The organism is Ruegeria sp. L12, from assembly GCF_056531745.1.
This window is the reverse complement of record NZ_JBQFMH010000017.1, coordinates 11787-27065: the sequence shown is the minus strand read 5'-3', so window position 1 is coordinate 27065 and position 15279 is coordinate 11787. Positions and strand designations below refer to the sequence as shown.

The window sequence follows — 15279 nt, the reverse complement described above, 5'->3', positions numbered from 1 at the left end:
GCTAGTGTTCAACACATTACCTCGGGACATCATGTTCGTATGACAATCCACGCGTTTCTCATCGTTTTGACCGCAGCCTTTCTGCACGCGCTATGGAATGCCGTAGTTAAAGGCGCGCCGGACAAAGCCGTCGTTTTGGGGCTGGTCTCGCTCGGCCATGCGATACCAGCGATGTTTGTATTGCCATTCACAGGCTTGCCGGTATGGGCGGCCTTTCCCTTTATCATAGGCTCGACCCTGATCCATTGGGGGTACTATTGGTTTCTGAACACCGCTTACAAACATGGCGACCTGTCGGTGGTCTATCCAATCTCACGCGGTATGACTCCGATGTTGGTTGCCATGGGCGCGATCTTGTTCGCGGGTGAAGTTCTGCCACCCGCGGCATGGATCGGCATTACCTGTATCTCTCTCGGTATTGGGTGCCTGTCCCTTGCCGGATTGGGCAGACACACGAACTGGATAGCCATCGCGGCTGCTTTTGGCACCGGCATGATGATTGCGTCCTATTCGCTTGTAGACGGTATTGGCGTCCGGCTGTCCGAGAACACGCTGGGGTATATCGCGGCATTGTTTGTGGCCGAGATTTTTGTGGCCGGATTCATCTTTACAACCCGGTGGCAGCGCGTGGTGACTCTGCCTCGACGTTATGTCTGGGCAGGCCTCGCAGGCGGTGTCATCTCGGGCATGGCCTATGGATTAGTACTTTATGCAAAGACAATCGCGCCGTTGGGCATGGTATCCGCGCTTAGAGAAAGTTCCGTTATCTTTGCGTCGATAATTGGTGTCATGTGGTTCGGCGAAGGGCCAAAATCCAACAGGCTTCTAGCTGCGACCATCGTGGTGATTGGGATAGTGGCGATGGCGATGGCAAGTTGAAGGGATTGGGGGGAAACTTGCAGACAGAAAACACAGAAACACGCCCGAATGTCTTGCTGATCGTCATCGATCAGTTCCGTTTCGATCTTCTGGGTCAGGATGGCCTCGGACGAATAGCGCAATTGCCCAACCTTCGGCGACTTTAAGAAGACGCCGTCAGCTTTGCCAATCACTTTGCCGTCACAGTGCCTTGCGGACCCAGCCGGGCTTCCCTGTTCACCGGGCAATATGCTTTCAACCACCGGTCGGTCCGAAACGGCACTCCGCTCCGGCACGATACCCCGAACCTGGCGCGTGCGATGCGACAGGTCGGGTACAATCCACGTTTGTTCGGCTATACCGACACGACCCGCGATCCTACGGGTCTACCCCCCGATGACCCAAGGCTTCAAAGCTATGAGGAATTACTTCCTGGCATTGAGGAGGCGGTGAGAAGGCGCATGGAATCAGATGTTGGAGCCTGGCTTTCGCATCTGTCGCAGCAGGGCATTGACCTGCCCCCCTACCCCGACACCTACCGCCCCAACGGCCCGAACGTCGGTGATCCGGCTTTGTATCCGGCGGACCTGAGCGATACGGCGTTTCTGTCGGATCAGTTTCTATCCAAAATGCAGGATGCTGAGCCGGGATGGTTTGCCACGCTGACCTATATCCGGCCTCACCCTCCGCTTGTGGCATCTGCACCTTACAATACGATTTATGACCCAAGGGATATGCCTGCGCCACGTTCAACCCGCGATCCCTTAGGAGACCGGCACTGGCACCCGTTTCTTGCCCCTGCACAGGATAAGCAACCGATATCAAGCATGGTTGTTGGCTTCCCCGATCTGATGAATGATCTGGAAACCATCGTCCAACTGCGGGCAACTTATCTGGCATTAGCAACGGAAGTCGATCATCATATTGGGCGCGTGGTGGACTGGCTAAGGACGTCCAACCAGTGGGACAATACCGTTCTGATCGTTACCGCAGATTACGGTGAGATGTTGGGCGACTACGGGCTGTGGGGAAAAGGTGCCTTCCATGATGCTGCCTGTCATGTGCCCCTGATAGTGCGCGATCCCGCGCGTCCTGATATGCACGGTCGAGTGCATTCCGGGTTCACGGAGTCCATCGATATATCCGTCACCATTCTCGAAAGAGTCGGTTCGATGCCCCCCTCTTCGATGAACGGGCGAAGTTTGCTTGGCATTTTGGGCGATACGGAAACGGAAGGGGCGGATTACAGCTTTTCCGAGTTCGATTTTGGCAATCCGGTAAAGCCGACTCCATGGATGGCTGAGTTGGGTCTGATCTCGCGATAGGCCAATCTGGGCATTCTGCGATCAAAAAGACACCGTCTGGTCGAGTTTGGGGCAAGGCTGCCGCAAGTACTCTTTGACATGGGCGAGCGTGGGGAAGCAGAGTCTATCGCAACGCAAACTGAAATCACACCAACGCTGCTTCATCTGGCCCGCAAGATGCTGCAACACCGCATGAAAAATGCCGATCCCACCTTTGCTCAAACGATTGTGCGCCCTAGAGGCGTTAAGACCGGGTCTTACTAAGTATATGCAAACCCGCGATTTTAAACGTTGAAGACCTGCTGCTGCGAAACCAAAATCTATCGTAAATGCTTTGCGGAAAATAGTATTCTTATCCATAGGACAAACTTATAACGTTGAAGGTATAATCGATTTTTCTTGAAATTTTAATCTGTCAAACTGTCGGTACTAATCTGAATGAGAACGCCGCACGAGAATGGCGAACCTGTCTAATAAATCACCAACAGAGGATGACAATGAGACACACAACATCACTTCTAACCGCTCTCGCCATCGGCACACTGACTGCAACGGCAGCGGCATCAGAGACAGAACTGACCGTTTATACCGCCGTCGAGGCCGAAGATCTGGCCCGATATGCCGAGACGTTTAACCAAAGCAACCCTGATATCAAAATTAACTGGGTTCGTGACTCGACCGGTATCATTACCGCCAAATTGCTGGCGGAGCGGGACAACCCTCAGGCAGACGTCGTCTGGGGGCTGGCGGCCACGTCGCTGCTGCTGCTGAAATCCGAAGGCATGCTGGAACCCTACGCACCGGTTGGCGTTGAAGAACTTGATGTCAAGTTTGTTGACGGCGACAATCCTCCCGCCTGGGTTGGCATGGATGCTTGGGTTGCGTCGGTTTGCTACAATACAGTCGAGGCCGAAAAGGCTGGGCTGACGCCGCCAACGTCATGGAAGGACCTTACCGATCCAATGTACAAGGATCAGGTAATCATGCCGAACCCGAACTCATCAGGTACTGGTTTCCTTGATGTTTCAAGCTGGCTGCAGATGTTTGGTGAAGACGGCGGCTGGGAATACATGGATGCGCTGCACGAAAACATCGCGCGATATACCCATTCGGGTTCGAAGCCCTGCAAACTGGCGGCTGCGGGCGAAATCCCGATCGGCATCTCGTTTGCTTTCCGCGGTGCCAAATCCAAAGCGGACGGCGCCCCGCTTGAAATCATCGTGCCTTCTGAGGGCGTCGGCTGGGACATGGAAGCAACCGCAATTGTTGCCGGCACAGGAAATCTGGAAGCTGCTCAGAAACTGGTTGATTTCACGGTCACCAAGGAAGCCAACGAGATGTACAACAGCGGTTATGCGGTTGTGGCCTATCCCGGCGTCGCAAAGCCGGTCGAGCACTTCCCAGAGGGCCTTTTGGATGCCATGATTGACAATGATTTTGAGTTTGCCGCCAACAATCGCGCGGCGATTCTGAAGGAATGGCAGTCTCGCTATGACGGAAAGTCGGAAGCGAAGTAATCCCATTCGCAGGAGGGGCGATCATGCCTCTCCTGCGCACCACACTCTTGTTCCCAACAATACAACCTACTCACCCGGTTCAGACCGGCCAGGTACGGCCGTGCCCGAGGTGCAGATATGAGGACTTCTCCCGTGCTTCAGAAAACGCCACCCGGTGAACTGTATCTCAGTATCCAAAACCTGTGGAAAGCCTTTGGCAGCTTTCTTGCACTCAAGGATATTTCGCTGGAAATTAACGAAGGTGAGTTTGTCTGCTTTCTAGGCCCGTCAGGATGTGGAAAAACAACTCTGCTGCGTGCCATTGCAGGTTTGGACCTGCAAACCAAAGGTACGGTCATGCAGGACGGTATGGACGTGTCCAACCTACCCCCATCCGAGCGTGACTTTGGGATCGTATTCCAGTCCTATGCGCTATTTCCCAACCTCACAATTGAGAAGAACATCGCTTTTGGTCTGGAAAACTCGGGCCGCAGCAAATCTGAAATTGCGGTCCGTGTGAACGAGTTGCTGCATCTGGTTGGCCTTCCCGATCAGGGTAAAAAATACCCTGCGCAATTGTCGGGCGGGCAACAGCAAAGGATTGCACTGGCGCGCGCGATTGCTACCAAGCCCGGATTATTGCTGCTGGACGAACCTCTGTCGGCGCTGGATGCCAAGGTACGTGTCCATTTGCGGCACGAAATCAAGGAATTGCAGCGCAAGCTGGGCGTGACCACCGTGATGGTGACTCATGATCAGGAAGAGGCGTTGGCCATGGCTGATCGTATCGTGGTCATGAATCATGGGGTTATTGAGCAAGTGGGTTCACCCACAGAAATCTACCGGGAACCGGCCAACCTGTTTGTGGCCGATTTTATTGGCGAAATGAATCAGATTAAGTCTCAAGTTACGAAGGGCGGGCGGTTGAGCGTTGGTGAAAAAACCTTTGCCTGCCTGGGTCATCAGTTCAACGATGGAACACCGGTTGTTGCAGCAATCAGGCCGGAAGACGTAATTCCTCATGAAGCTGGGTATCTGGATACCGGCGGAAACCGCAACTGCATCGAAGTGACACTTGATGAGATGGAGTTCCTAGGCTCGTTCTGGCGCTGCCGTCTAAGCAACGAGCGGTTCGGGTCATCAGAACTGATTGCTGATTTTTCGATCAATGCTGTGCGCCGTCTTGAGCTGGAAGAGGGGTGCAGCATGGTGATTGAGCTTCCTGAAAACCGTCTGATGGCGTTTGATGTTGTGGAGACCGAGGCATGAGCACGATTTCCACAAATACTGGTACGCTGCCCCCCGGACCGGATATCAAGCCGAAGCTCAGCCGTGACGATTTGCTGATGCGTGGCAGCATGATGGTCATCGTGCTCTACCTGATCGTGACTCTGGCGCTGCCGCTTTACACAATGCTTTCCAAGTCGTTTTCCACCTATCGAGTGGAACTGTCGCAATACGAGTTTCAGGTCAGCGACGAGGCGGGCGTTTTTGACGGCACAATTCTGTCCGGAGATGCGCTGAACCGGCAAACCGAGGTATTCGCCGACACCGATCTTGTGACAGGCTCGGACGGGCGCTTGCCTGTGACAGGTTTGTTCCCGGATTTCAGCTTCCGCAGCCCGGTCATGTATCAGATCCGTAACACAAGCGACTCCGGGCGCTTTCTGGTCGGATCAACTCTGCAGGACGGTACCGACTGGATCGAGCTTGATTCCAACACCTTCCGCCGGGTTCAGTTGCGGCCCGTTCAATCACGGGGCCTGGACAACTTTGTAAACTACTTCTCGACACCTGCGCTGTTCAATTCGATCAAGAACTCGCTTTGGATATCCGTCGTAAGTACCATCGTAACAGTAACGCTGGCCTTTTGGTTTGCCTATGCGCTCAATCGCAGCTGTATGCGGTTCAAAGGTGTATTTCGCCTGATCGCGATGGCACCGATCCTTGTCCCCTCGCTCTTGCCGGGTATCGCTTTGGTATACCTGTTCGGCAATCAGGGCATGATCAAGGAACTATTGTTCGGTGCAAGTATCTATGGCCCGATCGGCATTGTGATCGGATCAGTGTTTTTCACCTTCCCACACGCCTTCCTGATTATTTCAACAGCGCTCGCGATTTCGGATGCCCGGCTTTATGAGGCCGCTGCTAGCTTGCGATCAACCCCTTGGCGCACGTTCTGGACGGTCACCGTTCCGGGTGCCCGCTATGGTCTGATCTCAGCCGCCTTTGTGGTGTTCAATCTGGTGATTACCGATTTCGGCCTGCCTAAAGTCATCGGCGGACAGTTCAACGTGCTTGCGGTGGATATCTACAAGCAGGTGATCGGCCAGCAGAACTTTGAGATGGGCGCGGTTGTGTCAGTGGTTCTGGTGATCCCGGCAATCCTGGCCTTTGCCATTGACCGTATGGTTCAGTCCAAACAGGTTGCGCTGCTGTCCGCACGGTCGGTGCCGTACCAGGCAACCCCAAACCCAAAAGCGGACCGGCTGTTCCTGATTTATTGCAGCCTGATCGGCCTGTTCATTGTCGGCCTTCTGGCGGTGTGCCAGTTCGCGGCGCTGATCAAGTTCTGGCCCTATGACCTGAGCCTGAGCCTGCGGAACTATCAGTTCGACAAGATGGATGGCGGTGGATGGGGATCGTATTTCAATTCGATCCGGTTGGCCTTGCTGACCGCAGTGATTGGCACAACCGTTGTGTTCTTCGGTGCCTATCTGGTCGAAAAATCGCAAGGGTTCCGCACCGGAAGGTCGATTTTTCAGATGTTCGCGATGTTGCCGATGGCAATTCCTGGTATGGTGCTGGGGCTGTCCTACATCTTCTTCTTCAACAACCCTTCAAACCCCTTGAACGGCATCTACGGCACCATGGCAATACTGGTGATCTGTACAGTGACGCACTTTTACACTGTATCGCACCTGACGGCGGTGACCGCGCTGAAACAAATGGACCGCGAGTTCGAGTCAGTTTCGGCCTCGCTCAAACAGCCGACGATGAAACTGTTTGCGCGTGTAACGGTTCCAGTTTGCCTGCCAGCAGTTTTGGACATATCCATTTATCTGTTCGTTAATGCAATGACGACTGTGTCAGCGGTCGTGTTCCTCTACTCGCCTAAAACGACGCTCGCGTCTATCGCTGTGCTGAACATGGATGATGCCGGGGATATTGCACCAGCTGCGGCGATGGGCATGATGATCTTTTACACCAATGCTGCGGCCCGGATCATTCACCTGATTGCGTCCAAAGGGATATTGAAACGCACTCAGGCCTGGCGCAGTCGCTGACGGCCACTCCTGCTGATACCAAGCCCCGCCAATCAATCGTTGGCGGGGTTTTCTTCCAAGGTACGTTGCGCAAACTCTGTGAAGGCGCGGATGATCTTCACTTCGCGCCTCTGAGACAGAGATATAATGCTCTCGCCCATCTGCAGGTTGATGCCTTTAAGTTTGATTTGCCGGAGACGGTCATCATGACCATATTCCGCCTGCGAGACAAAACCGATACCTGCACCCGAGGCCACAAGCTCCCGTATCGCTTCGCGCCCCTCAGCTACAATCGCGGGTTTCAACGTTATCCCGTGTTTTTTGGCCTCGTCTTCAAGTTTCTGGCGCGTTTTTGATCCCGTTTCGCGGAAAATTAACGGTAGATTTGATAGCTCTTCCAGAGACAGTGTCGGCTTCGACGCCAAAAGAACACTCTGTGCGGCAAAGGCCACGATCTCTGTGGAACCAAGACTTAAGACATCCATATCCTTGCCGGGAGACAGGCTGCCCACTACGCCAATTTCCGCGTTGTAAGCCCTGAGCTCTTCCAGGATCTCTTCGCTATTCCCCGAGCGTACGGTGATCGTGACATTCGGGTTTTTCTTTTGAAAAGGCCCCAGAAAGGCTGTCATGTGGTGTGCAGAGTCGGCGATGATGCGCAACTCCCCATCGACCACGGCCTTAGTCTCGGATAGGTAATCCTCGATCTGACCTTCGATCTCGAAATATTGCTTCGTATATCGGTAAAGCTGCTCACCGTCGGGTGTCAAAGTCACACGTTTGCGCTCGCGTTGGAACAACAACAGATCATGATCCTGTTCCAGCTTTCGCACCTGTTCCGAAATTGCCGGTTGCGTCAGAAAAAGAGCCTCTGCAGCACGCGAAAATCCGCCATGCTTGGCTACAAAATGAAAGGCCTTGAGCTGGCTGTGCCGCATAGTAGTACTCCGAAATCAGATCATAGGCTGTGCTTATAATTAGATTGATATTTGCAATTTCACATATAGCAACATTTGCTGCAATTGTGTTCTTGAAAATACCTTTCTGGAGCCTGGTAATGACGCCTTCCATTCCCAAAATCGAACAACCGCGCCTTGGTGAACCTTACCTTCTGACACCCGGTCCTTTGACGACATCCTATGCCGTAAAAGAAGCCATGCTAAAGGATTGGGGCAGTTGGGATGACGATTTTCGTGCCATGACGCAAGAGCTGCGGACAAGCCTGCTCGCGCTATTGGGCGTGGGCGCCGATGATTTTGACTGCGTCCCGATGCAGGGCAGTGGTTCGTTTTCGGTCGAAGCGATGCTTGCGTCATTCATTCCGCGCGATGGCAAAGCGCTGGTGCTGGCAAACGGAGCGTATGGCCAGCGCTCGGCGCAAACGCTGGTATATCTGGGACGCGATCATGTGGTGCTGGACAAGGGTGATTACCTGCCCCCCCGGGGCAGCGAAGTGGCAGAGATTCTGGCTAAAGATCCTGAGATCACACATGTAGTAGCGATCCATTGCGAAACCTCCTCGGGCATTCTGAACCCCGTCGAAGAGATTTCCGAGGCGACCTATGCCGCCGGGCGTAAGCTTCTGATTGACTCAATGTCAGCTTTCGGTGCGATCGAGTTAAAACCAAGCGAGGTCAGGTATGAGGCGATGGTGTCCTCGGCCAACAAATGTATCGAAGGTGTACCAGGATTCGGCTTCATCGTCGCCCGCAAGTCCGAACTTGAGACGGCCGAGGGCAACAGCCATTCTTTGTCGCTGGATGTTCATGCGCAATGGGCACATATGAACAAGACCGGTCAGTGGCGGTTCACCCCTCCGACCCATGTGGTGGCGGCGTTCATTGAGGCACTCAGGGCGCACTCCGCCGAAGGGGGCGTACCAGGCCGCGGCGAGCGCTATACCCGCAACCGTGATGTCATGGTCGCCGGCATGCGCGAGTTGGGCTTTGAAACACTGCTGGACAATCGCTGGCTCAGCCCAATTATCGTCACCTTTTTCTGCCCGGCGGACGAAAACTTCGTATTCGATCAGTTCTATACCCTTATGAAATCTAAGGGTTTCATCATCTACCCGGGCAAGCTGACAGTGGTCGACAGTTTCCGTGTCGGATGTATCGGCCAAATGGACGAACACGTCATGCGTAAAGTTGTGACCGCAGCAAAGGAATCATTGGAGGAGATGGGTGTCACAAGCGCTGCACCGCCCCTCCGGGCATTGGAAGAACGCGCCAAACTGGCAGCTTAACTATCAAGGAACATAATAAGATGACCATCCAAACACCCGTTGAAGCAAACGAACGCGTCTATCCGACGCCGAAAGTGCCCGCAATCGCCATCTGCCTTGATGGGTGCGAGCCGGAATATCTGGAAGTCGCAATAGCCAAGGGTCTGATGCCCAACCTTAAGCGGATGCGCGAGACCGGTACCGACCGGTTGGCCCATTCTGTGATCCCTTCCTTCACCAACCCCAACAACCTGTCGATCGCCACCGGCCGGCCGCCTATCGTGCATGGTATCTGCGGCAACTATTTGATCGACCCTGACAGCGGCGAAGAGGTCATGATGAACGACGTGCGGTTCCTGCGCGCGCCGACCATTTTCTCGCAATTCTACGATGCTGGGTTCCGCGTCGCCATGGTTACCGCCAAGGACAAGCTGCGCGCCTTGCTCGGTGCCGGGTTGAAATTTGACGAAGGACGCGCCGTTGCCTTTTCTTCGGAACGCTCGGGCGAGACGACTTTAGCCGAACACGGGATCGACAATGCAAGCAAATGGCTGGGCATGGACGTCCCAGAGGTCTATTCGGCCGAACTGTCCGAGTTTGTATTCGCCGCCGGCGTCAAGCTGCTGAAAGAGTTCAAGCCCGACGTGATGTATCTGTCAACCACCGACTATATTCAGCACAAGTTTGCGCCTGAACAGCAAGGTGCGCTTGATTTCTATGCCATGTTTGACCGCTATCTGGGCGAGCTTGACGAACTGGGTGCCGCCATCGTTGTGACCGCCGATCATGGCATGAAGCCAAAGCACCTAGCTGATGGGTCCCCCGCCGTTGTCTACGCACAGGATCTGATGGATGAATGGCTTGGTAAGGACGCAGCGCGCGTCATCCTGCCGATCACCGACCCGTACGTGGTGCATCACGGTGCGTTGGGCTCGTTCGCGACGGCCTATCTGCCCGAAGGCGCAGATCAGGACAACATCATTGCCAAACTCAGGGCAACCGAAGGTATAACCCATGTGCTGACCAAGGCCGAGGCCATTGAGCAATTCGAACTGCCGGGCGACCGGATTGGCGACATCGTGATGGTTTCTGGCGAGAACATCTGCATTGGCACATCAGAGCACCGCCATGATCTGGCGGCCCTGAAAGAACCGCTGCGCAGCCATGGCGGTTTGACCGAACAAGAGGTTCCGTTCATCGTGAACCGTGTCATTGACCTGCCGAACCAGCCGGTTTTACGCAACTTCGACGCCTTTTTTTACGCAACCACAGCGGCGGCACAGTAAGTCATGAAAGATCAAACCATGTCGAACATCGAAGTACGAAACGAAGGGATGCGGATCGGTGGTGAAGTTGTATTCACTGACGAAACCGTTCCGGTGCTGTATCCCTATACCAACGAGGTGGTGGGTCATGTACCGGCCGGAACCGCTGAACATGCACGCAAGGCCTTCGAGATTGCGGCGAACTACAAGCCGAAACTCACCCGTTATGAACGCAGCCAGATCCTGCAGCGCGCGGGAGAACTGATCGGAGAAAAGCGTGAGTATCTGGCCAAATGGCTGACGCTGGAACTTGGCATTTGCCATCAGCACGCAATCTATGAAACCAAGCGCGCGCAGGACGTCTATCAGTTTGCCGCCGCCGAAGCGCTGAAAGACGACGGCGAGATATTTTCGTGCGATCTGACCCACAACGGCAAAGCCCGCAAGATTTTCACGACGCGAGAACCCGTAAACGCGATCAGTGCGATCACGCCATTCAACCACCCGCTGAACATGGTCAGCCACAAAATTGCTCCATCTATTGCGACCAATAACTGCATGGTCTGCAAACCGACGGAACTGACCCCGCTGACAGCGCTGACTTTAGCTGACATTCTCTATGAAGCGGGGCTGCCGCCGGAGATGTTCCAGGTTGTCACGGGCTGGCCCGGCGACATCGGTGATGAAATGATCACCAACGATCACATCGACATCATTACCTTCACCGGCGGTGTACCGGTCGGCAAGATGATCGCCGAAAAGGGTGTCTACAAACGCCAGGCTCTGGAACTCGGCGGCAATGACCCCCTAATTATTCTCAATGATCTCAGCGACGCGGATCTGGACAAGGCGGCAACAATTGCGGTTGCGGGCGCGACGGGCAACTCGGGCCAACGCTGTACGGCGGTCAAGCGCATTTTGGTGCAGGAAAGCGTGGCGGACAAGTTTGTGCCGCTGGTTTTGGAAAAAGCCAAGAAGATTAAGTTCGGCGATCCGCAGGATCCCGAAACCGAGCTGGGCTGCGTGATCCACGACAAGGCGGCAGAAGTCTTTGAAAATCGTGTCTATCAGGCCGAGAAAGAGGGCGCAGTAATCCTCTACCACCCAGGTCGTCAGGGCGCGCTACTGCCACCCATCGTAGTCGATAAAGTACCCCATGACAGCGAATTAGTGATGGAGGAAACCTTTGGCCCGATAGTCCCCATTGTGCGTGTGCCCGACAATGATGAAGAGGTTATGGCGATTTCAAACTCGACCGAGTTTGGTCTGTCTTCGGGCGTCTGCACCAACGATCTGAATCGCGCGATTGCCTTTATCAACGGGTTAGATGTTGGCACCTGTAACATCTGGGAACAGCCCGGATACCGCATCGAAATGTCCCCCTTCGGCGGCATTAAGGACAGCGGTAACGGCGTCAAAGAAGGCGTCATCGAAGCAATGAAGTTCTTTACCAACGTCAAGACCTATTCCCTGCCCTGGCCCGGCTGACATTCCTGCCCTTCCCGTTAGCGGGCGGGGCTTCAAAATTCCTCCCCCTACTGGCGGACCTTTCGGGGTCCGCAACTTTTACGAAGCGACAGCGAGAACCGGATATGCCACAGATTGTCCATACCGAAGGGGAATCGAATACTTCGGAAGCCCGCAAAACCTGGCTGAAGAAGTCTATCGGCCCCAAATCTTCGCCACTGTTAAAACGCGACGCGGATGTGTTCCTGCATCAATCCTTGTCCAGCCCCTGCGTCAGCACGATTGCCAAGGCAGAAGGGATCTGGATCGAGGACCTCGATGGCCGCCGCTATATGGATTTCCACGGCAATTCGGTGCATCACATCGGTTATGGCCATCCCCGGTTGGTGCAAGCGATCAAGGATCAGCTGGACGACCTGCCCTTTGCCCCGCGCCGCTTCACCAATGACCCGGCGGTGGACCTGGCCGAAAAATTGGTCGCTATCACCCCCGGTGATCTGGGCAAGATACTTTTCACCACCGGCGGCTCGGACGCTAATGAAGTCGCGCTCAAGATCGCGCGCGCCGCTACGGGCCGCTTCAAGACGCTCAGCTTCTGGGACGCCTTCCATGGTGCCGGTTTTGGCGCAGCAAGCATTGGCGGCGAGGCCACGTTCCGCAGCCATATTGCCGGGCCACTTTTGCCGGGAACCGAGCATGTGGCCCCCTTCCACCCCACCCGCTGCCCTTATGGGCACACAACGCTTGAGGCCAGCGCCGAAGCCTGCGCCAACATGATCGACTATGTGCTGGAGCGCGAAGGTGACATCTGCGCCGTAGTGGCCGAAGCGATGCGCGCCGTCCCCATTGTGCCACCGCCGGGTTTCTGGAAACGGGTGCGCGAAATCTGCGACCGCCATGGTGCATTGCTGATCCTGGACGAGATTCCGACGGGGTTGGGTAAGACCGGGCAGATGTTCTCGTTCCAACATGACGAGATCGTTCCCGACATTGTCACCATCGGCAAATCACTGGGCGGAGGTATCCTCCCCATCGCCGCCTGCATCGCCCGCAAGAATCTGGATGTTTGCGGTGATTTTGCCATCGGGCACTACACTCACGAAAAGAACCCTGTCACCGCGCGCGCCGCATTAACCACGCTGCAGATCATTGAGGATGAGGGATTGGTCGAACAGGCGTCGGAGTTGGGCGAACACGCAATATGCCGACTTATGGAGACATTGCAAAACGTTCCCATCGTTGGCGACATTCGGGGCCGTGGCCTTATGTTCGGGATCGAGATCGTCGAAGACCGTGTTACCAAGACACCGGGAAATACCCGCGCGGAACGGATCTATTATGCCTGTCTCGAAGCGGGGCTGAGCTACAAGATCAGCCAGGGGTGCGTTCTGACCCTGTCGCCGCCGCTGACAATTTCGAAAGGTGAACTAGACCGGGCAATCGATGTCGTGGTTGCTGCGATTGAAGACGAGGTTTAACCGGTCGGTCCGCATACGCCGTGCAAAACTCTAGCGCGGGGGAGCACCGTCCAAACCGATCAAACCCTGACGCGGATGACACGGCGCGAGCGCTCACCGCGAAGTTGATTGAAACCGACGTCTCTAACGCCGTGGTCAAAAAAGTAAAAGCTACTTGCAGATTATCGCACAAGAGCTGCGGTGAACTGAGCCTATATTGAAGTCGGAGTGAAGTATGGCGATCGTCACCTTCCTGATCAGCCTGGCCGGGGCCACCATGCTGCTGCTGTACGCGGTCCGCATGGTGCGTACCGGGATAGAACGCAGCTACGGCGCGTCGTTCCAGCGGGTGATGACGCAACAACGCAGTTACGTGCAAGCTTCACTGGTGGGCGTGGTGATGGCGATGGTGCTGCAAAGCTCGGCGGCGGTAGCTCTGTTAAGCTCCGGTTTTGCTGCCAGCGGATTGCTGAGCTTTCCGGCTGGGCTGGCCATTGTGCTGGGTGGCGATCTGGGATCGGCACTGATCATTCAAATTCTTTCGTTCAAACTGGACTGGCTTGTTCCGTTGCTGCTGGCCGTTGGCGGCTATCTGTTCGTCAAGACCGAGGTTAAAAAAGCCCGGCAGTTGGGGCGTATCCTGATGGGTGTTGCCTTTATCCTGATCTCGCTCAGGTTCCTGCGCGAAGCGATGGACCCCATTCGCGACAGCGCATTTCTACCCGCCGTAGCCGACTATTTGGCCCGGGACTATATTACCGCCTTCCTTGTCGGAGGTGCGCTGGCCTTTGTCATGCATTCTTCGGTCGCAGCCATCCTTATGTGCGTGACGCTTGTGCAGATTGGCGCAATCCCGTTCGCCGCCGGTATGTCATTGGTCTTTGGCGCGAATTTCGGCTCAGCCTTCATACCGGTCTGGCTGACGCGAGGGATGCCCGTGACCGCCCGGCGTATACCCTATGCCAATCTGGCGCTACGGGGCAGTTGGGCATTAGTGACATTGTTTGCGGCTAACTTCGCCTTGCGGACCGGGCTGTTGGGCGACCCGCAAGGGGGCCAGATGCTGGTTAACGTACATCTTGCATTCAACCTGTCGCTTCTGGTTCTGGCTCTTCCGATTTGCGGACGCGTGGAGGGCTTGTTCGATAGGCTCTTGCCCGACCAGAAGAAAGAAAAGGAACCCCGACCTGCGCGCCTGACCTGCGCACTGGACATGGAAAACGTGGCTAACCCGAGCCAGGCCATGCCGAGCCTCAAGCGTGAGCTTCTGCGGATGAGTGACTTTCTCGAAACCATGTTCCGTCCTGTCCTGGAACTGTACCGCAGTGGAGACAAGGAACAGATCCGCTCGGTACAGGCTATTGACGAGGACGTAAACAGATGCCTTTCCGATATTCGAGCCTTTATCGCTGCGATGCCCTCAGAGCTATATGAAAAACGGGATGCAAAAACCGCGCGCGATTTAATGGAATTTGCGATCCGGCTTGAAACGGCAGGGGATGTTGTCGCCAAACGCCTGACAGTTTTGGCCGGCGAAATGCGCGCAAAGGGATCAAGTTTTTCGCAGGAAGGCTGGTCGGAACTTGTTCAGATGCACGAGGGAATTCTGGCCAATATGAAACTGGCATCGAATGTGCTGATTTCGGACGATCTGGAAAGCGCCCGGCTTCTCAGCCTTGAAAAAACCGAAATCAAACGCGTGGAGCGGGACAGCCGCAAACGACACCTACGCCGACTGCAGCACGGCACAACGGAAAGCTTCGAGACCAGCGACATTCATCTGGAGACTTTACGGGCATTCCGGGAATTCAACAGCCACATCGCTTCGATCGCCTACCCGGTCCTGTACCGGAATGGTCAGTTGCTTGAGACACGATTAATCACCGAGATTGCTGACTAACGAGTTGCCGAATGGAGTACTTTATTAAGCACTTGGACGACG

10 protein-coding genes and 1 pseudogene are annotated in these 15279 nt (G+C 55.0%); 10 read left to right on the top strand and 1 reads right to left on the bottom strand.

What is annotated here, in order from left to right; translation table 11 throughout:
- Positions 1-39 precede the first annotated feature (39 nt).
- From ACR0K9_RS19045 to ACR0K9_RS19025, 5 genes and pseudogenes are all read left to right on the top strand, one after another.
- The gene (locus tag ACR0K9_RS19045) at positions 40-879 is read left to right on the top strand and encodes an EamA family transporter (RefSeq protein WP_480536127.1); all 840 of its coding nucleotides are present in this window, start codon (positions 40-42) and stop codon (positions 877-879) included.
- Positions 880-1040: 161 nt separating this feature from the next.
- A pseudogene (locus ACR0K9_RS19040) lies at positions 1041-2183 on the top strand (sulfatase-like hydrolase/transferase); the annotation flags it as partial.
- 476 nt (positions 2184-2659) lie between these two features.
- Entirely contained in the window at positions 2660-3679 is a 1020-nt protein-coding gene (locus tag ACR0K9_RS19035) for a putative 2-aminoethylphosphonate ABC transporter substrate-binding protein (RefSeq protein ID WP_170744496.1), read from the top strand.
- 132 nt (positions 3680-3811) lie between these two features.
- Complete coding sequence (locus ACR0K9_RS19030; RefSeq protein WP_480825531.1) at positions 3812-4927, top strand: putative 2-aminoethylphosphonate ABC transporter ATP-binding protein; 1116 nt, start codon at positions 3812-3814, stop codon at positions 4925-4927.
- On the top strand, positions 4924-6945 hold the full coding sequence (locus ACR0K9_RS19025; RefSeq protein WP_480825529.1) for a putative 2-aminoethylphosphonate ABC transporter permease subunit: 2022 nt from the start codon (positions 4924-4926) through the stop codon (positions 6943-6945). The genes ACR0K9_RS19030 and ACR0K9_RS19025 overlap by 4 nt, the downstream gene beginning before the upstream one ends.
- Positions 6946-6977: 32 nt before the next feature.
- Here the strand turns inward: ACR0K9_RS19025 and ACR0K9_RS19020 are convergent, their stop codons facing one another.
- Positions 6978-7862: a LysR substrate-binding domain-containing protein gene (locus ACR0K9_RS19020; protein WP_480536135.1), complete on the bottom strand. Its 885-nt coding sequence runs from the start codon at positions 7860-7862 to the stop codon at positions 6978-6980.
- Between the two features lie 119 nt (positions 7863-7981).
- On the opposite strand from ACR0K9_RS19020, the gene ACR0K9_RS19015 reads away from it, so the two are divergent.
- The 5 genes from ACR0K9_RS19015 to ACR0K9_RS18995 all read left to right on the top strand — a co-directional run bounded on the left by ACR0K9_RS19015 (position 7982) and on the right by ACR0K9_RS18995 (position 15237).
- Positions 7982-9169, top strand: coding sequence for a 2-aminoethylphosphonate--pyruvate transaminase (locus tag ACR0K9_RS19015; protein ID WP_480536136.1), 1188 nt, complete (start codon positions 7982-7984; stop codon positions 9167-9169).
- Positions 9170-9189: 20 nt separating this feature from the next.
- Positions 9190-10434 carry a phosphonoacetate hydrolase gene (gene phnA, locus ACR0K9_RS19010; RefSeq protein WP_170744501.1) on the top strand — a complete coding sequence of 415 codons (1245 nt, stop codon included), beginning with the start codon at positions 9190-9192 and terminating at the stop codon, positions 10432-10434.
- 3 nt (positions 10435-10437) lie between these two features.
- Positions 10438-11901, top strand: a complete 1464-nt coding sequence (phnY, locus tag ACR0K9_RS19005; RefSeq protein ID WP_480825527.1) for a phosphonoacetaldehyde dehydrogenase — start codon at positions 10438-10440, stop codon at positions 11899-11901.
- Positions 11902-12005: 104 nt separating this feature from the next.
- Positions 12006-13358, top strand: a complete 1353-nt coding sequence (gene pbfA / locus ACR0K9_RS19000; protein ID WP_480825525.1) for a (R)-1-hydroxy-2-aminoethylphosphonate ammonia-lyase — start codon at positions 12006-12008, stop codon at positions 13356-13358.
- A 214-nt stretch (positions 13359-13572) separates the two neighbouring features.
- Positions 13573-15237 (top strand): Na/Pi cotransporter family protein, encoded by a 1665-nt coding sequence (locus tag ACR0K9_RS18995; RefSeq protein WP_480825523.1) that lies wholly within the window; start codon positions 13573-13575, stop codon positions 15235-15237.
- Positions 15238-15279: the final 42 nt, after the last annotated feature.